At 44.8% G+C, this 24,344-nt stretch carries 23 protein-coding genes; all 23 read left to right on the forward strand.

Annotated features, from left to right (window positions below):
- Window positions 1-2: 2 nt before the first annotated feature.
- The 23 genes from rbfA to NST47_RS16815 all read left to right on the forward strand — a co-directional run bounded on the left by rbfA (window position 3) and on the right by NST47_RS16815 (window position 24,265).
- Window positions 3-359, forward strand: a complete 357-nt coding sequence (gene rbfA / locus NST47_RS16705; RefSeq protein ID WP_076232862.1) for a 30S ribosome-binding factor RbfA — start codon at window positions 3-5, stop codon at window positions 357-359.
- Window positions 356-1,357, forward strand: a complete 1,002-nt coding sequence (locus tag NST47_RS16710) for a DHH family phosphoesterase (protein ID WP_341156106.1) — start codon at window positions 356-358, stop codon at window positions 1,355-1,357. The genes rbfA and NST47_RS16710 overlap by 4 nt, the downstream gene beginning before the upstream one ends.
- Entirely contained in the window at window positions 1,354-2,280 is a 927-nt protein-coding gene (gene truB / locus NST47_RS16715; protein ID WP_341156107.1) for a tRNA pseudouridine(55) synthase TruB, read from the forward strand. The genes NST47_RS16710 and truB overlap by 4 nt, the downstream gene beginning before the upstream one ends.
- Window positions 2,281-2,336: 56 nt before the next feature.
- A complete protein-coding gene (locus NST47_RS16720; RefSeq protein WP_341156108.1) occupies window positions 2,337-3,272 on the forward strand; it encodes a bifunctional riboflavin kinase/FAD synthetase in 936 nt (311 codons plus the stop codon).
- A 151-nt stretch (window positions 3,273-3,423) separates the two neighbouring features.
- On the forward strand, window positions 3,424-3,693 hold the full coding sequence (gene rpsO, locus NST47_RS16725; protein WP_076232872.1) for a 30S ribosomal protein S15: 270 nt from the start codon (window positions 3,424-3,426) through the stop codon (window positions 3,691-3,693).
- 343 nt (window positions 3,694-4,036) lie between these two features.
- Window positions 4,037-6,139: a polyribonucleotide nucleotidyltransferase gene (gene pnp / locus NST47_RS16730; protein WP_341156109.1), complete on the forward strand. Its 2,103-nt coding sequence runs from the start codon at window positions 4,037-4,039 to the stop codon at window positions 6,137-6,139.
- A 116-nt stretch (window positions 6,140-6,255) separates the two neighbouring features.
- Window positions 6,256-7,293 carry a polysaccharide deacetylase family protein gene (locus NST47_RS16735; RefSeq protein ID WP_341156110.1) on the forward strand — a complete coding sequence of 346 codons (1,038 nt, stop codon included), beginning with the start codon at window positions 6,256-6,258 and terminating at the stop codon, window positions 7,291-7,293.
- A 53-nt stretch (window positions 7,294-7,346) separates the two neighbouring features.
- Window positions 7,347-8,597, forward strand: coding sequence for a M16 family metallopeptidase (locus NST47_RS16740; protein WP_341156111.1), 1,251 nt, complete (start codon window positions 7,347-7,349; stop codon window positions 8,595-8,597).
- A complete protein-coding gene (dut, locus tag NST47_RS16745; RefSeq protein WP_341156112.1) occupies window positions 8,590-9,036 on the forward strand; it encodes a dUTP diphosphatase in 447 nt (148 codons plus the stop codon). Before NST47_RS16740 ends, dut begins: the two co-directional genes overlap by 8 nt.
- Window positions 9,037-9,168: 132 nt before the next feature.
- On the forward strand, window positions 9,169-10,068 hold the full coding sequence (dpsA, locus tag NST47_RS16750; protein WP_076232882.1) for a dipicolinate synthase subunit DpsA: 900 nt from the start codon (window positions 9,169-9,171) through the stop codon (window positions 10,066-10,068).
- Window positions 10,065-10,658: a dipicolinate synthase subunit B gene (locus NST47_RS16755; RefSeq protein ID WP_076232884.1), complete on the forward strand. Its 594-nt coding sequence runs from the start codon at window positions 10,065-10,067 to the stop codon at window positions 10,656-10,658. Before dpsA ends, NST47_RS16755 begins: the two co-directional genes overlap by 4 nt.
- 35 nt (window positions 10,659-10,693) lie before the next feature.
- Window positions 10,694-11,734: an aspartate-semialdehyde dehydrogenase gene (locus tag NST47_RS16760; RefSeq protein WP_076232886.1), complete on the forward strand. Its 1,041-nt coding sequence runs from the start codon at window positions 10,694-10,696 to the stop codon at window positions 11,732-11,734.
- A gap of 78 nt (window positions 11,735-11,812) precedes the next feature.
- On the forward strand, window positions 11,813-13,030 hold the full coding sequence (gene dapG / locus NST47_RS16765; RefSeq protein ID WP_076232888.1) for an aspartate kinase: 1,218 nt from the start codon (window positions 11,813-11,815) through the stop codon (window positions 13,028-13,030).
- Window positions 13,031-13,051: 21 nt separating this feature from the next.
- Complete coding sequence (gene dapA, locus NST47_RS16770) at window positions 13,052-13,927, forward strand: 4-hydroxy-tetrahydrodipicolinate synthase (RefSeq protein ID WP_076232890.1); 876 nt, start codon at window positions 13,052-13,054, stop codon at window positions 13,925-13,927.
- 192 nt (window positions 13,928-14,119) lie between these two features.
- Complete coding sequence (locus NST47_RS16775; RefSeq protein ID WP_076232893.1) at window positions 14,120-15,796, forward strand: ribonuclease J; 1,677 nt, start codon at window positions 14,120-14,122, stop codon at window positions 15,794-15,796.
- Between the two features lie 186 nt (window positions 15,797-15,982).
- Window positions 15,983-16,726 carry a ClpP family protease gene (locus NST47_RS16780; protein ID WP_341156113.1) on the forward strand — a complete coding sequence of 248 codons (744 nt, stop codon included), beginning with the start codon at window positions 15,983-15,985 and terminating at the stop codon, window positions 16,724-16,726.
- Window positions 16,723-16,944 carry a YlzJ-like family protein gene (locus NST47_RS16785; RefSeq protein ID WP_341156114.1) on the forward strand — a complete coding sequence of 74 codons (222 nt, stop codon included), beginning with the start codon at window positions 16,723-16,725 and terminating at the stop codon, window positions 16,942-16,944. The genes NST47_RS16780 and NST47_RS16785 overlap by 4 nt, the downstream gene beginning before the upstream one ends.
- A gap of 78 nt (window positions 16,945-17,022) precedes the next feature.
- Window positions 17,023-19,575, forward strand: coding sequence for an FtsK/SpoIIIE family DNA translocase (locus tag NST47_RS16790; RefSeq protein ID WP_341156115.1), 2,553 nt, complete (start codon window positions 17,023-17,025; stop codon window positions 19,573-19,575).
- A 142-nt stretch (window positions 19,576-19,717) separates the two neighbouring features.
- Window positions 19,718-20,497: a spore cortex-lytic enzyme gene (gene sleB, locus NST47_RS16795; RefSeq protein WP_262686614.1), complete on the forward strand. Its 780-nt coding sequence runs from the start codon at window positions 19,718-19,720 to the stop codon at window positions 20,495-20,497.
- A 109-nt stretch (window positions 20,498-20,606) separates the two neighbouring features.
- Entirely contained in the window at window positions 20,607-21,890 is a 1,284-nt protein-coding gene (gene yfmF, locus NST47_RS16800; RefSeq protein ID WP_262686351.1) for an EF-P 5-aminopentanol modification-associated protein YfmF, read from the forward strand.
- 3 nt (window positions 21,891-21,893) lie between these two features.
- Complete coding sequence (gene yfmH, locus NST47_RS16805; protein WP_341156116.1) at window positions 21,894-23,177, forward strand: EF-P 5-aminopentanol modification-associated protein YfmH; 1,284 nt, start codon at window positions 21,894-21,896, stop codon at window positions 23,175-23,177.
- Entirely contained in the window at window positions 23,177-23,935 is a 759-nt protein-coding gene (gene ymfI / locus NST47_RS16810) for an elongation factor P 5-aminopentanone reductase (protein WP_341156117.1), read from the forward strand. The genes yfmH and ymfI overlap by 1 nt, the downstream gene beginning before the upstream one ends.
- Before the next feature lie 75 nt (window positions 23,936-24,010).
- A complete protein-coding gene (locus NST47_RS16815; protein WP_076232906.1) occupies window positions 24,011-24,265 on the forward strand; it encodes a DUF3243 domain-containing protein in 255 nt (84 codons plus the stop codon).
- Window positions 24,266-24,344 lie beyond the last annotated feature (79 nt).

Genomic DNA, 24,344 nt, shown 5'->3' on the forward strand with positions numbered 1-24,344 from the left:
GAATGGCGCGAGTTAGAGTAGGAAGAGTCGGCGAACAAATTAAGAAGGAATTGAGTCAAATCATTCAATCCGAGCTTAAAGATCCGCGAATCGGTTTCATTACCGTAACCGGTGTAGAGGTAACTAATGATTTGTCTCAGGCCAAAATATTTTTAAGTGTTCTCGGTACCGACGAGCAGAAGGTGGAAACTCTTAAGGCGCTGAGCCGCGGCAGTGGTTTCATTCGGTCTGAGCTTGGCAAACGAATTCGTCTTCGTAAAATACCTGATTTGATTTTTGGTTTGGATTCTTCCATCGATTATGGCAGTCATATTGAAAAGCTGCTTGGTCAGCTTAATTTGGAGAATTCCCAGCCATGACCGTGTTCACTCATTCGGATTCTTATTCCGTCCAATTGAATGAAGCGGCACAATTTATTCAAACAAAGGATGATTTCTTGGTGGTATCCCATATCCAACCGGATGGGGATGCCGCTGGTTCCACCTTTGCAGTAGCATGGATGCTGTCATCACTTGGCAAGCGGTTTACACTGATTAATGAAGGTGAAATGCCAAAGAAATATATGTACATGGCAGGCTCCCAACAGACGATTCTTAATTATGATGCCGACTCGATTCCGTTAACATATAAGTATGTGATAAGTGTGGATTGTGCAGATTTTTCAAGAATAGGCCGTGTAAACCAACTGTTTGCCGAGGATGCAGCAATCCTCAATATAGACCATCATGCTACAAACGATCTTTTTGGCAGTGTGAATCTGGTATTGGCGGAAGCAGCAGCTACCGTTGAGGTGCTTTATGATCTTGGCAAGGTATTGGGTATTTCTTTTTCCAATGAGTTGAATATTTGCATTTATTCAGGTCTTTTAACGGATACCGGAGGGTTTCGTTATGCCAATACATCTCCCAAGGTGATGCAAATTGCAGCGGATATGCTGCAGCGGGGTGTGAAAGGCCATGAATTGGCAGAGCATTTATTGGAAAAGCTATCCTACCCCCAAATATCCTTAATCAAGCGCAGCTTGAACACGCTCACATTTGATTCCAGCAAGAGAATTGGCTGGCTCGCAGTGTCTTTGGATGATTTACAGAACAGCGGTGCTTCCAATGACGATCTGGATGGGCTTGTTAATTATCCGAGAAATGTGGAAGGTGTTGAAGTTGGGCTGTTATTCAAGGAACGGGCTGGAGGCCATGTCAAAGTAAGTTTACGTTCAGGCGGTACGGTTGATGTTGCGCATATTGCCAAATCCTTTGGTGGTGGAGGACATATACGTGCTGCAGGATGTACGGTCAAGGGCTCTCTTCATGAGGCTATCGAAAGTGTAGTTAAGGAAGTAGGTTTGGCACTGGAATGACAGAGAAATTGTTTGAAGGCATATTGCCTGTCTGGAAACCACAAGGCTTCACCTCTCATGATGTAGTTGCCAAGGTGCGTGGGATATTGAAGATCAAACGGATTGGTCACACTGGTACCCTGGATCCTCAGGTCACTGGCGTACTGCCGCTTTGTATCGGACGGGCTACACGGCTTGTGGAATATATTCAGGAGCTTCCTAAGGAATATGAAGCGACGATTAAGATTGGACTTGCTACGGATACAGAAGATGCTGGGGGTCAAGTGATCGATCAGGTGGACCATGTCCAATTGAATGAAGAACAAGTGACCACAGCGATGATGTCGTTTATAGGTGATATCAATCAAGTGCCGCCTATGTATTCAGCTGTCAAGGTAGACGGTAAACGGCTCTATGAGCTGGCCCGTCAAGGTTTGGAAGTTGAGCGTAAATCACGCGTAGTTACGATTCACGACATCCGGATTTTACATATGAATCTTGAGCTTGACCATCCGGAAATTCGCTTTCGTGTACGATGCTCCAAAGGAACGTATATACGTACCTTGTGTGTAGATATTGGGAAGTCGTTGGGCTATCCTGCGGTAATGTCACATCTTGTCAGAACTTCTACTGGAAGTATCGGGCAGGAGCAGTGTTTAACCTTTGAACAGATTGAACTGCTTCACAGCGAGGGAACGCTTGTCGATAAGCTTGTTCCCGTTGAAAAGGCACTTGCACATATTCCAGCGGTGCATTTGAATGAAATGCAAACCCGTAAAGCGCTTCTTGGTCAAAAATTTATTCTTACTTCAGAAAATAATTCATTGTACGCGGCACATGCACAACAATTGGTTACAGCTTATTCTGCTGACTCCCGATTTCTGGGCATTTTTGAGTGGAATCAGGACACTTTGGAGCTGCAGCCAGTAAAAGTATTCTCATAGTGTGTTGTCGTAATGATAGAATGTAGGTGAACGTTGTATTTATGTTGTCCACAGAATTGAACTACCCTATAACCAAGTCGAATCATGCGTTAGCGATAAAACCTCAGGTACTGGCTATCGGGGAGTTTGACGGTGTTCATTTAGGTCATCAGGAAGTGATCAAGCGGGCCAGGGAAAGAGCAGACAGCTTGCACATTTCGGCTTCTATCATGACCTTTCATCCGCATCCCAGGGAAGTGCTTGGACAGTGTAAATACACGAACCTGCTAACACCCGTGAATACCAAATTGCAAATTTTAGAGCAATTGGGCGTGGATGATACGTATTTGGTCTCCTTCAACCCTGAATTTATGAAAGTGACTCCTGAGCAGTTTGTAGAAAACATGCTTATTCCTATGCAGGTGGAAACCGTCATCGTTGGCTTTGATTTTACTTTTGGTCATCGGGGTGCGGGAACACCTGACGATTTGTGTGAGCTGGCACAAGGACGGTTTGCCGTGGAGATTATTCGACCCTTTCATCAAAATGGCTATAAGGTCAGCAGTACGATGGTCCGTCAGCATTTGCATGCAGGAGAAATCGATAAGGCCAATGCACTGCTTGGACGGCCTTATTCAATTACAGGCACGGTTGTAACGGGTGACGGCAGAGGGAGAACGATCGGATTTCCAACTGCCAATATCGACTTGTCGGAAGCATTTGTGACGCCTGCACTTGGTGTATATGCTATTCGTTTCCATGTTGATGGCCGCAGTTATAATGGGGTGATGAACGTGGGTAAGAAACCGACTTTTGTCGAGGATCTGGATAAACCTACTTTTGAAGCACATGTGTTTGATTTTTCAGAATCGATATATGGGCGAGAGGTTTCGGTTGATTTGATTTCCTTCATCCGTCCTGAACGCAAATTTGCCTCTGTCGGAGAGCTGATAGAGCAGATTCATAGAGATGCCGATACAGCGAAGCAGCAGCTGGTTTCAATATTTGAATAAATTAATCGCCTTTACATTGTTTCTATCTTTGTGCTATAATAGCAAAGTTGTCAATAAGACAAACATTTTTAGAACCTTGGCATGGAAAATTGAGAACTCCGACTTTTCTCTGGGCCAATGGCGATATACAAACTATGGAGGTGGATGAACAATGGCATTGACACAAGAACGTAAGCAGGAATTGATTCAAACGCACAAGACTCATGAATCCGATACCGGTTCTCCTGAAGTACAAATCGCGATTCTTACAGAAAACATCTTAAACTTGACAAGTCATTTAAAGACTCACAAGAAAGATCACCATTCCCGTCGCGGCCTTTTGAAGATGGTAGGCCAACGCCGTAAGCTGTTAGCTTATTTGAAGGGTAAAGAAGTTAAACGTTACAGCGCATTGATCGAAAAGCTTGGTCTTCGTCGCTAATAGGATTGATTACAAAGCAACCATGGTTGTCTGCTGTTCGGGTCCGGATTGGACTTGGGCAGAGACAGCAAGGTTGTTTTTTCATAATGTCGGCTTTTACGAGCTGAGTGCAGCTTGATCATCATAACATTACAGGTAAAGGGTCGTTTAGGGGTGCCTGTAGGTGAGTGGACAAGCAGGGATGAGCTTTTTTTCATGAAAAGACGACAGATTTATTTCATAAAAGAAGGAAATACTAAGCAGTATGCAGAAATGATTAGATAGATAATTTAGCAGAGGTCTGAAAGTAGGATTTAATCAAGCTAATACTAACCGATTTCATGAAAAGGTACAGGAGGATTTTATGGAAAATAGAGTACAAATGGATTTGGGCGGTCGTCCGTTCATCCTTGAAACAGGCCGATTGGCCAAACAGGCGAATGCCGCAGTAACCGTACGATATGGGGATACGGTGGTATTATGTACAGTAACAGCATCAGCAGAACCTAAGGATCTTGATTTCTTTCCTTTAACGGTTAATTATGAGGAGCGTTTGTACGCAGTAGGTAAGATTCCAGGAGGCTTCATCAAAAGAGAAGGCCGTCCTAGTCAAAAAGCAATTTTGGCAAGCCGCTTGACGGATCGTCCGATTCGTCCTTTATTTCCTGAAGGCTTCCGTAACGATGTTCAAGTCGTTGCAATCGTGATGAGCGTGGATCAGGAATGTTCACCAGAAATCGCTGCGATGATCGGAGTATCTGCATCATTAAGCATATCTGACGTTCCATTTAACGGACCTGTTGGCGGTGTTATTGTAGGCCGTGTCGGCGGTCAATTCGTGATTAATCCAACTTTGGAGCAAGCCGATAAGAGCGATGTGCATCTGGTTGTTGCAGGGACCAAGGATGCGATTATGATGGTTGAAGCGGGCGCAGACGAAGTGCCGGAGGAAGTTATGCTTGAAGCGATCATGTTTGGTCACGACGAAATCAAGAAAATCGTTGCCATTCAGGAACAGCTTGTTAAAGAAGTCGGTAAACCTAAAATGGAAGTCAAACTTCACCGCGTTGACGACGCTGTAAATAGTGAAGTTCGTGCTTTTGCACAAGCCAGACTGGTCGATGCTGTCAAAATTGCTGAGAAGCATGCTAGACAAGAAGCTATTGATTTGGTCAATGCGGATACGGTTGCTCATTTCAAAATCGAATACGCAGAAACTCCAGAGAAGCTTGGTGATGTGAAGGAGACGTTATACGATATCGTAAAAGATGAAGTTCGTCGATTAATCACTCACGACAAGGTAAGACCAGATGGACGTGCTTTGGATGAAATTCGTCCGATCGAATGCGATATTAATTTACTGCCTCGTACCCATGGTTCCGGACTGTTTACTCGTGGACAAACGCAAGCATTGAGTATTTGTACGCTGGGTGCGCTTGGTGATGTGCAAATCCTGGACGGGCTGGATCTGGAAGAAACCAAACGCTTTATGCATCACTACAACTTTCCTCCGTTCAGCGTGGGTGAAGCAAGACCACTTCGTCCTCCGGGCCGTCGTGAAATTGGACATGGTGCCTTGGGCGAACGTGCTTTGGAACCAATTCTGCCATCAGAAACGGATTTCCCTTATACGATCCGTCTTGTGTCTGAGGTACTGGAATCGAACGGTTCAACCTCGCAAGCAAGTATTTGCGCAAGTACTTTAGCTATGATGGATGCAGGCGTTCCTATTAAAGCTCCTGTTGCCGGCGTAGCAATGGGCTTAATCAAGGATGGCGATCATTTCTCGATTTTGAGTGATATTCAAGGGATGGAAGATCATCTTGGTGATATGGACTTTAAAGTTGCAGGAACAGCCAAGGGTGTTACAGCTTTGCAAATGGATATCAAAATTGACGGTATTGACCGTGATATATTGAATCAAGCTTTAGAGCAAGCCAAAGTAGGGCGGATGCATATCCTTGGTAAAATGCTGGAGCGTATCCAACAGCCGAAGAAACAGCTTTCCCAATACGCACCTAAAATTCTTACGATGTTTATCAATCCGGACAAAATCCGTGATGTTATTGGTGCTGGCGGTAAAATCATCAATAAAATCATTGAAGAAACAGGCGTAAAAATCGATATCGAGCAGGATGGCCGTGTGTTCATTGCATCTTCTAATCAAGAGATGAATGACAAAGCGCGTGCTATTATTGAAGGTATTGTAAAAGAAGTTGTGATTGGTGAAATTTATCTGGGCACGGTTAAACGGGTAGAGAAGTTCGGTGCATTTGTAGAGATTTTGCCGGGCAAGGAAGGTTTGGTACATATTTCTCAGCTGTCTTCAGAGCGGGTTGCCAAAACAGAGGATGTTGTGGCCATTGGCGATACCATAACGGTAAAGGTTACTGAAATCGATCAGCAAGGCCGTATCAATCTATCTCGTAAAGCAGTATTAACGACAGAAGCACCTGCACAATCCTAAGAGGCCGTAGGTAAGCAAGGAGAAGAGAGGCAGATTCGTCTGTCTCTTTTTTTGTTCTATTCTTGTCCCACCCTGCATATGTATCGGACAAACGATCTAATGATGGGAGCGGGTTCATGGAACGTTTACAGGTTGTTATTCTCTGTGGATTGTTCGTAACAGCGACGCTGATGCTGTACAAATCCGACAGTATTGGTTCATTTGTTCAACACAGTAAACAGCAGTATGCACATGCCTCCGCGGCTGATTCTAGCAGGAAAACGATCTCGTCTGTTGATGCGATGAAAGAGATGCAGCGAGGAGGAGACCGGGACGAACTGCTGAAGCAAATTCAAGCCGAGGCGACCAAAAGAAATATCGCTCCTGTCGATGCCAGATTGGATCGGGTATGGAAGGCCATTCCAGGCTATAATGGTCTGGAGGTCGATGTGGAAAAATCTCTTGCGCTTAATGAACAGCTTCTATTCAGAAATCAGCTTCGCTTGGCTATGCGAGAGGTTGAACCCGCAGTTCAATTGGAGCATCTGGGCTCGCATCCGGTTTATAAAGGCAATCCGATGAAACCGATGGTTTCGCTGATGATTAATGTTGCTTGGGGAAATGAATATTTGCCCAAAATGCTTAAGGTGCTGGACGATGAACAGGTCCACGCAACCTTTTTCTTCGATGGAAGCTGGTTAAAGCAAAATATCCCTACTGCCCAGCTCATCAAAGAAAAAGGACATGAGCTATCCAATCATGCGTATTCCCATAAAGATATGAGCAAGCTTTCCAGAACCCAGGCCACAGCGGAAATCACCAAAACCGAACAGCTGTTGAGAGAGCAACTAGGGGTAACAAATCGTTTGTTTGCACCGCCTTCAGGCGATTTTAATCAAGCGACGGTGGACATAGCGCGCGAGCTCAAGCTTACAACGATTTTGTGGACGTTGGATACCGTGGACTGGCAAAAGCCGCAGCCATCGTCAATTGTTCGAAAAGTAGCAGCTCGCGTGGAACCGGGAGCTCTGATATTAATGCATCCAACCTACTCATCGAGTGAAGCGCTGCAGGAAATCATCCGTACGATTAAACGCAAAAAAATGAAGCTCGGAACTGTAAGTGAGTTAATCTCAACAAAAAGGATTGACGAAGTTGAGTCTATTACCCAATAGTGGTAAGATCATAAAGTTACTAACCGAACATCTTTACAAGGAGGCTCCTTTTATTGAATAAACATATTTTAAGCAATGGATTGCGGCTTGTCGTGGAGCCTATCCCCACGTGCCGTTCTGTAGCCTTTGGGATTTGGGTCAAAACAGGCTCTCGAAACGAGCAGCAGCACAACAACGGAATTTCCCATTTTATCGAGCACATGCTATTTAAGGGTACTGATAAGTATTCTGCCAAAGATATTGCAGAGCTGTTCGATGGCATAGGTGGCAATGTGAACGCTTTTACCTCAAAAGAATATACCTGTTATTATGCCAAAGTGTTGGATGAGCATCTGCCGATCGCAGTAGAAGCACTAGCCGATATGTTCTTTCGGTCAACGTTTGATCCAACGGAATTAGAAAAGGAAAAAAATGTAATATTCGAAGAAATCTCCATGTATGAAGACACACCTGACGATATGGTTCATGATCTAATTGCAAGTGCTGCTTATGAGGATCATTCGCTCGGCTACACGATTATTGGAACCGAACAGAATTTGACGGCGATGAATTCGGATACCTTAAAGCAATATATGAAAAATCAATATACGATTGAAAATACGGTTATTGCGATAGCAGGTAATATTGATGATTCGATTGTCCAGCTTATGGAGCAGCATTTTTCCGGATTTCAGAACAAGGGTTCGGAAGTTTTATATACACCGCCAACCTTTCACAGTAATCTGAAATACCACGAGAAGAAAACGGAACAAAACCACATCTGCTTGTCTTTACCAGGTTTGTCTGCCAAGGATGATCGCGTGTATGCTATGGTGCTGCTGAACAATGCCATTGGTGGCGGTATGAGCTCCAGATTATTTCAAGAAATCAGAGAAAAACGCGGTATGGCGTATTCTGTCTATTCGTATCATACTTCTTACCAGGATGGCGGGATGTTCACGATTTATACCGGAACAGCACCTAAACAGACTGAAGATGTACTGAAAGTGACGATGGAGCTGTTAAGCGATCTTAAGGACAAGGGACTGACGGCTGCCGAGCTCAGAAAAGGCAAGGAGCAGATGAAAGGAAGCTTGATCCTGAGTCTGGAGAGCACCAGCAGTCGAATGAACCGATTAGGCAAAAATGAGCTGATGCTTGATCGTCATTATGATATGGATGAAATTATAGAGCGTATAGAAAGTGTACAGCTTGATCAGATACAAGAGCTTACGCTGGAAATGCTGGCGACCCCATTTGCACTTTCAATGGTGGGACAAACGGATAAAGTATTGGAAGGCTTCAGGAGGGATCAGCTTGTTTAATGTTCAATTGAAACGGCTGCCAGGTAACGAGGACGTACAGCTGCCACAAAAAATGTCGCTTTCAGCCAGCGGCTTTGATCTTTATGCGGCAGTCACATCACCCGTAGAGATTGGGCCAGGCCAAAGGATATTGATTCCTACAGGGTTGACACTGGCCATGCCGCCCGAGCTCGAAGCGCAAATTCGACCGCGCAGCGGCTTGGCTTTAAAGCATGGAATCACATGTTTAAACTCACCGGGAACGATCGATGCCGACTATCGCGGCGAGGTGAAGGTACTGTTGATCAATCATGGATCAGAGACCTTTACTATTCAAAGAAACGAACGGATTGCTCAGATGGTATTCCAGATCGTGCCTTCTGTACAGCTCATAGAAGTGGATATGCTTACAGACACAGAACGTGGTACTGGTGGCTTCGGACATACAGGTACCCAATGATTATGAAACCATAAACACCTTTTTGCCTTGATGATTCATCGGGCGAAAAGGTGTTTTTTGCGTACAGTAACCCATCATTAGGCCAGCGCATAAGATGAGTTAGCGACAGCGATTAGAAAGAGGTGAGAACGCATGCTTACAGGAATTCAAGTGGCTTTGATCGGCGGTGACGCCAGGCAGCTTGAAGTCATAAATAAATGCACCGAGTTGGATGCTTCCGTTGTTCTAATCGGATTTGATAATTTACAAAACGTTTTCAGCGGAATTACCAAAGCAGAGCTGAGTCCCAAGGTACTGGAGACGATGGACGCGGTTATTTTGCCTGCTGTAGGCACCGATGACAAGGGCTATGTCGAAAGTATATTTTCCACATCCGAGCTGCAGCTAACTGAGCAGCATATTCAGGCGCTGCCGAAGAATGCCAAAGTATTTACGGGTATGGCAAAGCCGTATTTGCGTAATTTGTGTGCGCAAGCCTCGATCCAGCTCATAGAGTTGTTTGACTTGAACGAGGTCGCCATTTACAACTCCATTCCAACAGCTGAAGGCGCCATTATGATGGCGATTCAAAATACCGATTTTACGATTCACGGATCGGTTTCCATGGTGCTCGGTTTCGGAAGAACGGGGATCACACTCGCCAGGACGCTGCATGGACTTGGCGCAAAAGTTAAGGTAGGTGTCAACAAACCGGAGTATTTTGCGAGAGCTTTAGAGATGGGATTTTTACCTTTTTACACCCATGATTTGTACGCTCAGGTAGCTAATATTGACTTGCTTTTTAACACAATTCCGTCTATGATAGTCACAGCGCAAATTATTGCCAATATTCCACATCGAGCTGTGATCATTGATTTGGCTTCCAAACCCGGGGGAACGGATTTTCGTTTTGCCGAGAAGAGAGGTATCAAAGCAATGCTCGCACCTGGACTCCCCGGAATTGTTGCACCGAAAACAGCCGGTCGCATCATTGCTGATACCTTGAGTCGTATGATTCTTGAGGATGCAGGACAAGGGAGGAAAGCGGAATGAATTGGCAAGGGAAAACGGTAGGCTTCGCTTTAACGGGGTCACATTGCACATTTGAAGAGGTCATGCCGCAAATCAGGCGGTTTGTTGATGCAGGTGCGCGGGTCATTCCCATCGTTTCCTACACGATACTTACAACGGATACGCGATTTGGCAAGTCTGAAGATTGGCAGAAGCAGTTGAAAGAGATTACAGGTAATGATATCATTACTTCAATTGTGGATGCTGAACCATTAGGACCCTCAAAGCTGCTGGATGTGCTTGTTATCGCTCCTTGCACGGGTAATACGACCAGCAAGCTGGCCAATGCAATGACGGAAAGTCCTGTATTGATGGCCGCCAAAGCACAGATGCGCAATCTCAGACCGTTGGTATTGGCGATTTCCACCAATGATGGCTTAGGGCTCAATGCCATGAATATTAGTAAATTGTTAATTACCAAAAACATATATTTTGTTCCATTCGGTCAGGATGCACCTGCCTTAAAGCCGAACTCGCTGGTAGCTCGTATGGATTTGATTATGGAAACCTGTGAGGACGCACTTCAAGGAAAGCAGCTTCAACCTATGGTGATTGAACGTTTTAATTATTAATTACTGCTTATTATGCACAGGGGAGAGACGAACAGATGTCGAATCAGAAATTATTCAATGTTGCTGTTGTTGGAGCAACAGGTGCCGTAGGAGAGCAAATCCTTCGTTTGTTGGAAGAACGCAATTTCCCCATTCAAACTCTAAAGTTACTTTCTTCTCCACGTTCCGCTGGAATCAAGCTTAATTTTAAAGGTAATCCTGTTGAAGTGGAAGTTGCCACACCGGACAGCTTCGAAGGTGTTGATATAGCGTTATTCAGCGCTGGTGGAAGTGTCAGCCTGGATTTAATTCCAGAAGCGATTAAACGTGGTACGGTTTGTATCGATAATACAAGTGCTTATCGGATGGACGCAGAGACTCCACTTGTCGTTCCCGAAGTGAATATAGATAAAATCAGCGAGCATAAAGGTGTTATTGCCAATCCGAATTGCTCAACCATACAGATGGTAGTAGCTTTAAAGCCATTATATGATCGTTATGGGATTTCACGAATTATTGCATCGACGTATCAGGCTGTATCTGGTGCGGGTGCACTTGCTATTGAAGAAACACTTCGTCAAACTAAAGAAGTATTGGAAGGGAATGCGGTTGATCCAAAGATTTTACCGGCAGCTTCTTTACCTGTGAAACACCAAATTGCTTTTAATGCGATTCCGCAAATTGACAAATTTACGGAAAATGGCTTCACCTACGAAGAAATGAAAATGATCAATGAAACCAAAAAAATTATGGGTGACGATACTTTGGAGGTTACAACAACCTGCGTTCGTATCCCTGTTATTTATGGTCATTCGGAATCCGTATATGTAGAGCTTAAGCAGGACTTTGATATTGAAGAAGTTAAGCAGCTGCTTGCTGACGCTCCTGGAATTGTATTGGTTGATAATCCGGCAGAACAGCAATATCCGTTAGCTACAGATGCAGCAGGAAAGCTGGATACTTTTGTGGGGCGCGTTCGTCGCGACTTAAGCAATCCTCGTGCACTTAATATGTGGATTGTTTCCGACAACCTGCTCAAAGGTGCTGCTTGGAATGCTGTGCAGATTGCTGAATATATTGCAATCGAACAAAACTAAATGAGAGATGGCTTCTTAAGGGAAGCCTATTTTCATATATAAATCTATAATTAAGTTTCCAACGGAAAAGGGGACCTCATGAAAATTCTCGTGCAGAAATTCGGAGGCACGTCCCTTTCCAGCGTCGAAGCCAGAGCACACGTCATTGAACATATCCAGGATGCATTGAAGCAACAATTCAAACTAGTAGTCGTTGTATCGGCGATGGGGAGAAAAGGCGAGCCCTATGCAACAGATACTTTATTGGATTGGATCCATAACAACGGGAACCAGCTGCCTCCAAGAGAACAAGACATGCTGCTATGCTGTGGTGAACTTATTTCAGCTGCCACTTTATGCAGCTTGCTGCGAGCACACCACATAGCGGCTACAGTTCTTACGGGTGCACAGGCAGGAATTATCACTAACGACAACTTCGGCAATGCTCAAATTGTGTCTATACAGCCAAGGCGAATCCTGGATTTGCTGGACCAGGGAAACGTTGTCATAGTGGCTGGCTTTCAAGGTCAAACCTCCAATCAGGACTTTACGACTCTCGGACGAGGTGGTAGTGATACTTCGGCAACGGCACTCGGTGTAGCGCTTCATGCAGAGTTCATAGATATTTTTACCGATGTGGACGGGATTTTAACAGCAGATCCAAGGATCGTTAAAGAAGCGCGTCCCTTGTCTCAGGTATCCTATATGGAAATATGTAATATGGCCCATAACGGTGCTAAAGTTATTCACCCAAGGGCAGTAGAAGTCGCCATGAGTGGCAATGTACCAGTCCGTGTACGATCTACATTTAGTAAATCACTTGGGACATTGGTGACTCATCCTTCGGCAATTGTACCTGATACGGATTGTATTGGGGATCGAGTAATAACTGGAATTGCCAATTTCGCTAACCTCACGCAAGTGCAGGTTTTTGCTGCGGAAGGCATTTATGATTTACAGCTTACAGTCTTTAAAGCTATGGCCAAGCATCATATTAGTGTGGATTTCATCAATGTAAATCCATCTGGAGTTACTTACACCGTATTTGACGATGAGGCGACAAGAACCGAAGCCATCTTGGGCGAGCTGGGTTATCAGCCTGTATTAATGTCCAATTGTGCCAAGGTTTCAATCATTGGTGGAGGTATGAACGGTGTCCCAGGCATCATGGCGCATATCGTTGAAGCTTTGACAGAGGAAGATATCCAAATTCTACAGTCAGCGGATTCCAATACGACGATATGGGTGCTCGTACAAGGATCGGATATGGCGACGGCGATTCGAGCGCTGCACAAAAAATTTCAATTGCATCTATAATAAACCTAGGAGGAGTTTGCCGTGGATTTCGGAAGATTAATCGCAGCAATGGTTACACCCTTTGATTCCAACTTGCAAATCGATTGGACTCAAACTGGAATTTTAATTGATTACTTACTAGAAGAGCAAAGTAACGACAGTTTGGTTATTAGTGGGACAACAGGTGAATCACCTACGTTAACGGAAGAGGAAAAGCTGGAGCTCTTTGCATTCGCTATCAAACGCGCCAATGGGCGCTGCAAGATCATTGCAGGAACAGGCAGCAACGATACAGCTCATTCCATTCATTTATCCCGGGAAGCCGAGAAGCTTGGAGTTGACGCGCTGTTACTGGTGGCTCCTTATTATAACCGTCCATCTCAGGAAGGCTTATATCAGCATTTTAAAGCCATTGCCGAGTCGGTTTCGATACCATGTATTTTGTACAATGTAGAAAGCAGAACAGGTGTTAATATTGATGCCGATACTACAATTCGACTATCGCAAATACCGAATATTGTAGCTACCAAAGATTGTGCAGATCTGGATCAGATCACAAGAATTGTTAGTGGTGCAGCACCTGGATTTCTGGTATACAGTGGTGACGACACGATGGCATTACCCGTATTATCCGTTGGCGGACATGGCATTATTAGCGTAGCCAGTCATGTAGTTGGTAAAGAAATGAAAAGTATGATAAACTGTTACTTACAAGGCGATACTCGTGAAGCGGCAAAAGTTCATGCTAAGATACACCCCGTAATGAAGGGGTTATTTAATTGTCCTCACCGAGTTCCGAATCCTGCCCCCGTCAAATATGCTTTGAACAGCAAAGGTGTGGAGGTAGGCGGAGTACGTCTGCCATTATTGAACGCAACCGAAGAAGAAGGAAGATTCATTGACTCCTTGTTAAAATGAAATTCTTGAAATCGGTGCTTTCTTTAAGCATCGGTTTTATTTATTTAGGCAATAATTGAGGATGCAAACGCGGTAGCTTGTATTTGTACTTTTTGTTCATGTATAATGGTGGCAAGTGACTGGTGCGGTTTTGGTTTAGGTTAAAGGTTCATACAAATTCGTCGTCAATCTTAAAATAGGAGGTATTTTTAATTGTCTAAGAAAACTGTAGATAAACTCTCGATCTTTGCCCTGGGCGGCGTGGGTGAAATCGGAAAAAATATGTATGTGGTTCAGTATGCAAATGATATTGTTGTTATTGATTGCGGTTTGAAATTTCCTGAAGAGGACATGCTCGGCATCGATATTGTTATACCGGATATTAGTTATTTACTTGAGAATCGGGACAAGGTTAGAGGCATTATTATCACTCACGGACATGAGGATCACATCGGTGGTCTGTCGTATGTGCTGAGACAGCTGAATGTTCCTATCTATGCAACCAAATTGACTTTGGGTCTTATCGAAACCAAGCTAAGGGAAGCCGGTTTACTGGGAGATACCAAACGAAACCTGATCAATTCAGAGTCTGAATTGGTTCTTGGCTGCATGACTGCGTCGTTCTTCAAAACGAATCATAGTATTCCTGATTCTGTAGGTGTATGCATCGCCACACCTGAAGGCAATGTAGTTCACACAGGAGATTTCAAGTTTGACCAAACTCCGGTTAATGAACAATATGCGGATATTCATCGCATGGCTGAATTGGGAAGTAAGGGAGTTCTAGCACTGCTATCCGATAGTACAAATGCAGAGCGTCCTGGTTATACCGGATCAGAAAGAAGCGTAGGTACCGAGATTGAGGATGTTTTCCGTAAAGCCAAGCAAAGAGTAATCATTGCTACATTTGCTTCTAACATACATCGGATTCAACAGGTAATTGATGCAGCAGAAGCTACGAAGAGAAAAGTAACCGTTATCGGTCGCAGCATGGTGAACGTCGTTTCGATTGCTGGGGAGTTAGGTTATTTGAGAATTCCTGAAGGTATGCTCATTGAGCCTGAAGAAATTAATAAAATGGCTGCAGATCGTGTTGTCGTATTGTCAACAGGCTCGCAGGGAGAGCCGATGTCGGCACTAACCCGTATGGCACGGTCTACACATCGCAAGGTTGATATTCTGCCTGGAGATACTGTCATTATCGCAGCAACACCGATTCCTGGTAACGAGCGGTATGTCGGAAGAACGGTTGACGAATTGATGCGCATAGGCGCTCATGTTATCTATGGTCCTGGTTCGATTACAGGCGTTCACGTATCCGGACATGGTTCACAGGAAGAATTGAAGCTGATGCTTAATTTAATGAAACCAAAATACTTTATCCCTATCCATGGTGAGTACCGGATGCTTCGTCAGCATGCGATACTTGCAGAATCGGTTGGAATTCCTAAGGAAAACATTTTTGTTGTAGATAACGGAGATGTTGTGGAGGTTCTTGACGGTGCTGCTCGTAAAGGCTCGAAGGTAACAGCAGGGAACATTTTGATCGATGGACTGGGTGTTGGCGATGTAGGTAATATCGTACTCAGAGATCGCAAACTGTTGTCTCAGGATGGTATTTTGGTCGTAGTCGTTACATTAAGCAAGCAAGATGGCGCTATTTTGTCTGGACCTGATATTATATCCAGAGGATTTGTATACGTTAGAGAATCCGAAGGCTTGCTGGATGAAGCCAACCGTATTGTAGCTAGTACGCTGAAACGGTTAATGAGCGAAAATGTAAATGAATGGGCTTCGCTGAAGACTCATGTCAAAGATGCTTTAGGACGATTCTTGTATGAACAAACCAAAAGAAGACCTATGATCCTTCCAATTATCATGGAAGTTTGATCCAAGACCACCAGTCTATACTTGATACCTTTCACAATAAACCAATTATTGAAATCCATTGTATGCGCGAAATATCAAAACCACTTAAGACGCTGATTACGGCGACTTGGGTGGTTTTTTTGCATGTTTTCGGCAGCATTCATCCATACTACGAAAGATCAACAGAATTTGAAGGGGGTATCCCAGTTGGACAATTCCAAGCAGCAAGAGCAGGAGCCTGTAAATCCCGGCCCAAATGAAGAACTGAAAAAGCCGTCCGTTTTGGATACGATACAGCAGCTAGGCCAAACGGCGGTACCTGCAAGCGAATCCAACATATTTTGTATGACGATTATTGGACAGGTAGAAGGGCATCTGGTACTTCCACCACAAAATAAGACTACCAAATACGAGCATTTAATACCGCAGCTAGTCGCCGTTGAGCAGAATCCCAAGATTGAAGGCATTTTTATCGTGCTTAACACGGTAGGCGGAGATGTCGAAGCGGGCCTTGCCATTGCAGAAATGATCGCGACATTATCCAAACCTACGGTTACGCTCGTATTGGGTGGAGGTCATTCCATAGGGGTTCCGATCGCAGTTTCGTCAGATTTTTCGATCATTGCGGAAACCGCTACGATGACGATCCATCCTATCCGATTGAATGGACTTGTAATTGGCGTCCCGCAAACCTTTGAATATTTGGATAAAATGCAGGAACGGGTAATCCGGTTTATAACCAGCCATTCCGAAATTTCCGAACAAAAGCTGAAGGAATTGATGTTTAAAACCGGCGAATTAACCCGTGACATCGGAACGACCGTTATTGGCGTTGATGCCGTAAAATATGGACTTATCGACACCATAGGTGGTGTGGGTGATGGAATTAGAGAGCTGAATCGACGTATTGAGGCTAACAGAAAGCAGATGCCCGGAGGAGTGATACAGTGACACTATATACGATCATGCCTATGGAGGTAGTGATGAGCGGCTTGGACTCCATGGATGCTGCAAGTATGGATATTAAGGTTAACGGCGTTGAATTGGAGGTTCAGCAGTTGAATGCTACGCAAGCAACCATTGTGAGATTAAGAAGTGGAAATCCGCAGGATTATTTGAATCCAAACTACAGTCCTGGCAAAATTGTCGAATTTCGACCTGTCTTTTAGTTCTGAAGTCCGATTTTTACAAGACGATTAAGCTTATCCCCAAAGTATGGTATACTTTATTCTTGGGGGTGAGCCGTCTTGGCCAGGCCAAAGAAGAAACGTAAGGCGTCTGTAAAATCGATAAAAACGAATTTAAAGTATGAGCTCTATGGAATTATAATATTAACGCTATCGGTTATCGCACTTTCCCGGGAAGGTCCGGTTGCTCGTGCTTTAAGCTATCTGTTTCGATTTTTAATCGGGACGTGGGATTTCATCATTCCGCTTGTTTTTATTTATGCAGGCTTGTATGTAATGGTGAAACGGCAATGGCCGAATTGGCGGACGTCTCGCAAGACGGGAATTTTGCTGATGATGATCGCCCTGCTCATTATGAGTCACATCAGCTTGTTTGAGCAGCTCTACCCGAAAGGTACATATACAGCCGGTATGATTTGGTCGCAAACATGGGCCAGTATGGTCGACGGCTTCAGTGCGACTGACAAAGGACAGGCTATTCTTACTCATCAGGTTGGCGGCGGAATGCTCGGAGCTGCGTTATATGGAACCCTATATTTTCTATTCGTAAAAATAGGTGCTCAATTGATCCAATACACGCTTTTCATTATCGGGTTTATTTTGCTTACCGGCCTAACTCTAGGCGATATGATGGGAAAAATAAAAGGAAAGAAAACGTTCGCAGACACAGCACTTGGCCAATACATACGTCGTTGGTGGGAAGAACGGAATCAGAAAGCGGCAGCAGCTGAGGTCGTTGCTGTCAAGAAGAAAGCTTATGTGGCTCCGCTCATGCCTGATGATAATGAATTTGATGAAGAAACGTTGAAGCCGGAGCGTAAAATAAAGAGGCCGAATAAAGCCTTTACTTCATTCATGGATCGGGTACATCCGAAGCCAAAGCCAACCACGGCTATGGGAATTGAGCCTGAAGTCTTCGATGACGAACTTTCGTTATCGGCTCAGCCTGAAGCGGTGAGCGAACCGAATATTGCGGAAGAGACGGTTTACAAAAGAGAAATCGAGCAGGAGTCTCCAATCCCGATTATTCGTGATTTTCAAGAGCAGGTGCAGCAGGAAATATCGAACATGCCAATACCAACGGTATCCGCGGCTCCTTCGCTAGACCCGTCTCCAACTCACGAAAACAATGAAGTTGCCGGGGAAGAATCAGGGGATATAGCTACTATGGATACCCCAGTCAAGCCACAGAAGCCGTATGTGCTACCGTCTCTGGATCTGTTGGCCAAGCCAAGCCTTCTCAAGGGTGCCGATTCACTGGATTATAAAGCGGTTGCCCGCAAGCTGGAGGCTACACTGGAAAGCTTTGGAGTGAAAGCGAAGGTACTGGAGGTTGTACGCGGACCTTCTGTAACTCGATATGAAATACAGCCGGATGTTGGGGTGAAGGTTAGCCGGATCGTAAGCCTTACGGACGACATTGCCCTAGCTCTGGCAGCTAAGGATATCCGGATGGAGGCACCTATTCCAGGTAAAGCTGCAATCGGGATTGAGGTGCCGAATGCTGAAGTATCGATAGTAACGATGCGAGAAGTTATGGAAACCGCTGTTTTCCAGGATTCGAGTGCCAAGCTGTCGATTACATTAGGTCGCGATATTGCCGGACAGCCAATCGTTGGAAATCTGGCCCGTATGCCGCATTTACTTGTAGCAGGAGCAACGGGATCAGGGAAATCAGTCTGTATTAACGGGATCATTACAAGCATTTTGTACAAGGCAAAACCTAACGAGGTACGCTTCTTGATGGTTGACCCGAAAATGGTGGAATTGAACGTTTATAATGGAATTCCCCATTTGCTTGCCCCTGTTGTTACTGACCCGAAGCGGGCCTCGCTTGCTTTGAAAAAGGTCGTTGTTGAAATGGAAAAACGATACGAGCTGTTTTCCAAAAGCGGAACGCGTAATTTAGAAGGCTACAATGCGATGCTGCTGGAAACTAAATCCGGAGCTCCGCTCCCTTATATTGTCGTCATCGTAGATGAGCTTGCCGATTTGATGATGGTAGCTGCGAATGATGTGGAGGATGCAATCTGTCGATTAGCACAAATGGCGCGTGCGGCGGGTATTCATCTAATTATTGCTACACAGAGGCCATCTGTTGATGTCATTACGGGTGTTATCAAAGCTAATATTCCATCTCGTATCGCATTTGGTGTATCGTCTAATGTAGATTCCCGTACGATATTGGATATGGCTGGCGCTGAGAAGCTGTTGGGTCGTGGGGATATGCTGTATCTGCCCATGGGAGCTTCCAAGCCTGTGCGTGTACAGGGTGCCTTTTTGTCCGACAATGAAGTGGAAGATGTTGTTAATTTCGTGAGGAATCAAGAGCAGGCCAATTATGTAGAGGATATGGTTCCGCAGGTTGAAGAGCAGGTCGAGGGAACCAATCAGGTTGAGGATGAATTATATGATCAGGCTGTGCAAATTATTTTGGAGGCCAAGCAGGCATCGGTATCTTTGCTTCAGCGCAGGATGCGCGTAGGCTATACACGGGCTGCCAGATTAATTGATTCGATGGAAGCCAAAGGTGTTGTAGGGCCCTATGAAGGCAGTAAACCGCGTGAGGTGCTGGTTTCCTTGGAACAGTATCAAGGCAGGATGAGTTCGTAAAATGAGCATGTCGGATGATGGATCCGGCATGTTTTTTTGTTCATTTTGCTTTTAAGCTTCCGTATGCATATAAGCGTGCCGCCTTTCTCATAATAACCATAAATGTTTACCATTATGAAATGGGAGTGTGCACGTAATGCAAATGAACAAACGACTGGTGCTTATAACTGCAGCTTTATTACTCGTGCTGTTTACAGGCTATCAATTAAAACAGAAGCTTGAAACCATGCAAACCTTCAGCAAGAATGATATTGCATATGGAGCAGCAGGGAAGGATGTATACGAGCTGCAGGGACGATTAAAATTCCTCGGCTTCTATAACAGCGCTGTAGATGGAGACTTTGGATACAATACACTGCGATCATTAAAATGGTTTCAATCCGAATTCGGTATGAAGGTTGATGGTATAGCTGGTTCTAAAACGAAGCTGAAACTATGGGAAGCGACCAAGGATTACAAGCCGACAGCCAATGAACTCCCATCCTCAAATACTGCAGATGGCGGAGGAAATACCCAGCCAGCCCCGGATAAGAATGCCAACCTGGCGCCGAACAATCATATGGGCTTATCCACAGAGGATTTGAATTTGATGGCCAATGCGGTATATGGCGAGGCAAGAGGTGAGCCCTATATTGGTCAAGTTGCTGTAGCTGCTGTCATACTGAATCGAGTTAAATCGGCAAGCTTTCCTAACACTGTATCAGGTGTCATCTTTCAGCCTGGTGCGTTCACAGCAGTAGCTGATGGACAAATATGGCTGACGCCAAATGAAAATGCCAAGAAGGCCGTACAGGAAGCGTTAAATGGCATGGATCCATCGGGAGGCTGCATATACTATTTTAATCCGGAAACAGCAACCTCCAAATGGATTTGGGGACGTCCGCAGGTCAAAACCATCGGCAAGCATATTTTTTGCAAATAAATGGATATGCAGAAAAGGGGGATGCAAACGAGGTTCGTTTGCTTCTTCTGTTTATGAAGGAATATAATGGTATGGAGTTCGATTACAGGCTGAAAGGAGCTGCTCCCTTTTGAAAAATGTTCAATTTCAACGTGGTACGGTTCATAATATCAGGGTACACGTGCTGCCCACAGAGCAATTTAAAACATATGCCATATCGGTTTATGTCGGAAGTCGCTTACAGGAAGAAACCGTAACACCGACAGCATTAATTCCATTTGTATTGCGTCGCGGTACAAAGGTTTATCCAGAAACCAAGCAGTTCCGGGAACGTCTAGACGATTTATACGGTGCAGGCTTTGGGTTTGATATTTATAAGCGCGGCGATTATCAGATGGTACAGTTTCGGATGGACCTGATCCAGGATGATTTCGTGAACAGCACCGAGTCATTGCTGGAGCAAGGCATGCGTTTTGTTGGAGAGGCGATTACCCAACCTGCTGCCCAAGATGGCGAATTTACCTCCAAATACGTCGATTCCGAAAAAACAACATTGCAAAAACGTATCGAGTCGATCATTAACGATAAGGTGAAATATGCAGCCGAGCGTTGTATAGAGGAAATGTGTAAGGGTGAGCCCTACCGTCTGCACCCGCTTGGTACCATTGAAGCCTTAAAGCAGCTGACCAGCAAGGAGCTGTATACGTATTACAAGCAATGGCTGAAAGAATCGCCTATCGACATTTATGTAGTGGGCAAAACCACGCTTAAGGAAGTCATGGCTCTTGTGGAAAGCAGCTTTGGTGGAGAAAGAGAGGTTGCGGGAGGTTATTCCACGCTTCAAGGTCAATCCAAAGAAGCTGAGGTTCGCGAGGTTATAGAAGAGCTTGACGTCAAGCAGGGCAAGCTGAATTTGGGTTTGCGAACTCATACCACCTATGCGGACGCGGCTTATCCAACGATGCTAATGTATAATGGCATTTTAGGAGGCTATCCGCACTCCAAGCTGTTTATCAACGTGCGGGAAAAGGAAAGTCTCGCTTATTATGCGTCTTCAAGGCTGGATGGGCATAAGGGAATACTTACCATACAATCAGGCATTGAACTCGAAAATTATGAGAAAGCCGTGGCGATTATCCGCCAGCAGCTGGACGCGATGACAGCGGGTGATATCAATGATATCGAGCTGCAGCAGACCCAGGCCATGATTACAGGACATCTGCGTCAGCTTCAGGATTCCGCGTTCGAACTGATTTCTTTTGATTTTAACAATATATTGTCGGGTGTAGAGCGTACGGTACCTGACTTGATTAATGATGTTCTTGCTGTCGACAAAGCGCAAATTCAAGCAGCAGCAGGCAAGGTCAAGCTCGATACGATTTACTTCTTACGTGATCGAAAGGAGGGAGTGTAGAATATGAAGGCGATACCGTATCCTCATGTGAAGGAAACGATTTACACAGAGCAGCTTCCTAACGGATTGACCGTTTTTATACTTCCAAAAGAAGGTTTCTCCAAAACCTATGCTACCTTTTCCACCCATTATGGGTCGATTGACAACCATTTTCGTGTGGAGGGTGCTTCCGAGATTAAAGTCCCTGATGGAATTGCTCACTTTTTGGAGCATAAAATGTTTGAGGAGCCGACCGGCGATATTTTTTCCGTATTTGCCTCCAATGGTGCCTCTGCCAACGCATTTACGAGCTTTGACCGGACAGCCTACTTATTTTCGGCAACTGAGCATGTTCTTGAAAATTTGACTACCTTGTTAAATTTTGTGCAAAATCCATATTTTACCGATGAGAACGTAGACAAGGAAAAAGGCATTATCGGTCAGGAAATCAAAATGTACCAGGATAATCCGGATTGGCGCGTTTATTTTGGTTTGATAGAGACGATGTATCACCACCATCCGATACATATTGACATTGCCGGTACTGTAGATTCCATTGCCAAGATCACCAAAGAGCTGCTGTATGATTGTTACCATACCTTTTACCATCCCAGCAATATGAATTTGTTTGTGGTTGGAGGTGTCGATCCCGAGGAAACGATGGAATTGATCAGGAGCAATCAGGCTGCCAAGGAGTATAAGCCTCAAGGTGAAATTCATCGTTTATTTGAGCAGGAGCCAACCACCGTCAGGAACAAGGAGAAAGTAACCGTACTTCCGGTTTCTCTTCCCAAATGCTTGTTCGGCTGCAAGGAACCGAAGCAGGATGCTAGTGGCAAGGAGCTGTTGAAGCGGGAACTGGTTATGAAGGTTTTACTGGATATTTTGCTCAGTCCAAGCTCGGCTATTTATCAAAAGCTATACGAGGAACAAATCATTTCCGACAGCTTCGGGAGTGAGTACAATATTGCAGAGAATTATGCCTTTTCAATCATCGGTGGCGATACGCCAGACCCTGACAAATTGGTTTCACGTGTTCGCGAGGAAATCGATAAGGTGAAGGAGAGCGGGATTGCACAAACCGATTTTGAGAGAAGCCGTAAAAAGAAAATTGGAGGTTTTCTGCGGCAGTTGAATTCTCCTGAATCCATTGCCAATGAATTCACCAAATATCGGTTTAAACAAATCGATTTATTTGACATACTGCCTGTATATGAGCAATTGACAATCGAAGATGTTACGGCAATGCTGAACGAGCATTTTGACTGGAGCCAATTGGCCGTATCCATTGTCAGAAGTGAAGCGTGATGAAGGATCCGATCCGTCCCTTTAACGAGCAAACCGTACTTGTTACGGGTGGCAGCCGCGGTATTGGTGCGGCGATTGCCGAAAGATTCGCTTCCGTGGGAATGAATGTCGTGATCCATTATATGCAGTCTCATGAGGCGGCTAATGATACGGCACGCAGATGTATGAAAACAGGTGCTAAGGTGCTCACGGCTACTGCTGATCTGCGCAGCAAGGAGCAGATTTTACGGCTGCAGGAAAAACTGGATCATCATGAAATGACACCTGATATTATCGTTAACAATGCAGGAGTTTCCCATTACGGGATGCTCTCCGATGTGAGCGAGGAGCTCTGGGAGGATGTCATGAACATCAATCTGAAAGGGTCATTTTTGATCAGTCAGCAGTTCATGAAACCGATGATCCGGCAAAAATATGGAAGAATCATTAATGTATCCTCGATATGGGGAATTTCCGGTTCTTCCTGCGAGGTGTTATATTCCACAACCAAAGGCGGTATCAATGCCTTTACAAAAGCTTTAGCCAAGGAGTTGGCTCCTTCTGGTGTTACCGTGAACGCGGTGGCGCCAGGTGCGGTTGACACACTGATGATGGCAAACTTTGATTCCCAGGAAAAAGCAGCCATAGAGAATGAAATTCCTGCTGGAAGGTTTGCTCAGCCGAACGAAATTGCTTCCTTGGTTTATTTTCTGGCGCTTCCGGAATCCGGCTATATTACCGGACAGATTATTAGTCCCAATGGCGGTTGGTTAACTTAAGCATGGTATAGTAGACCTCGATTTGGCGAATAGTAAAAGTGGTAATACACTTTGACTCCAAGGAGGCTATGAGCAATGGCAACTGTACTAAAGGTATTTGACCGCTGGAAGCAATTTTTGAATGAACGTATCGATCAGGCAGAAAAAGCCGGCATGAAGGATGAAACGATCAACAAGCTGGCCTTTCAAATCGGGGAGTTTCTATCTGACAAGGTGGACCCGGAAAATAATGAAGAACGAGTGCTTAAAGAGCTCTGGGATGTTGCTGACGAGCAGGAAAAGAGAACAATCGCCAAGCTGATGGTAAAGCTGGTTACACCGGGAACCTAAATGCAATTGACAGCAGCCTCCTTCCAAGGGGGCTTTTCGTTACTTTTGTGGTATACTTAACTTAATTTGATTGGAAAGG

Origin of the sequence: Paenibacillus sp. FSL H8-0034, from assembly GCF_038000305.1 — a bacterium.
GTDB lineage: Bacteria > Bacillota > Bacilli > Paenibacillales > NBRC-103111 > Paenibacillus_S.

Excerpts from the sequence above, each read along its gene's own strand:
- rbfA (WP_076232862.1), top strand. The coding sequence starts at position 3 with ATGGCGCGAGTTAGAGTAGGAAGAGTCGGCGAACAAATTAAGAAGGAA.
- NST47_RS16710 (WP_341156106.1), top strand. The coding sequence starts at position 356 with ATGACCGTGTTCACTCATTCGGATTCTTATTCCGTCCAATTGAATGAA.
- truB (WP_341156107.1), top strand. The coding sequence starts at position 1,354 with ATGACAGAGAAATTGTTTGAAGGCATATTGCCTGTCTGGAAACCACAA.
- rpsO (WP_076232872.1), top strand. The coding sequence starts at position 3,424 with ATGGCATTGACACAAGAACGTAAGCAGGAATTGATTCAAACGCACAAG.
- pnp (WP_341156109.1), top strand. The coding sequence starts at position 4,037 with ATGGAAAATAGAGTACAAATGGATTTGGGCGGTCGTCCGTTCATCCTT.
- NST47_RS16735 (WP_341156110.1), top strand. The coding sequence starts at position 6,256 with ATGGAACGTTTACAGGTTGTTATTCTCTGTGGATTGTTCGTAACAGCG.
- dpsA (WP_076232882.1), top strand. The coding sequence starts at position 9,169 with ATGCTTACAGGAATTCAAGTGGCTTTGATCGGCGGTGACGCCAGGCAG.
- NST47_RS16755 (WP_076232884.1), top strand. The coding sequence starts at position 10,065 with ATGAATTGGCAAGGGAAAACGGTAGGCTTCGCTTTAACGGGGTCACAT.
- NST47_RS16760 (WP_076232886.1), top strand. The coding sequence starts at position 10,694 with ATGTCGAATCAGAAATTATTCAATGTTGCTGTTGTTGGAGCAACAGGT.
- dapG (WP_076232888.1), top strand. The coding sequence starts at position 11,813 with ATGAAAATTCTCGTGCAGAAATTCGGAGGCACGTCCCTTTCCAGCGTC.
- sleB (WP_262686614.1), top strand. The coding sequence starts at position 19,718 with ATGAACAAACGACTGGTGCTTATAACTGCAGCTTTATTACTCGTGCTG.
- yfmH (WP_341156116.1), top strand. The coding sequence starts at position 21,894 with ATGAAGGCGATACCGTATCCTCATGTGAAGGAAACGATTTACACAGAG.
- ymfI (WP_341156117.1), top strand. The coding sequence starts at position 23,177 with ATGAAGGATCCGATCCGTCCCTTTAACGAGCAAACCGTACTTGTTACG.
- NST47_RS16815 (WP_076232906.1), top strand. The coding sequence starts at position 24,011 with ATGGCAACTGTACTAAAGGTATTTGACCGCTGGAAGCAATTTTTGAAT.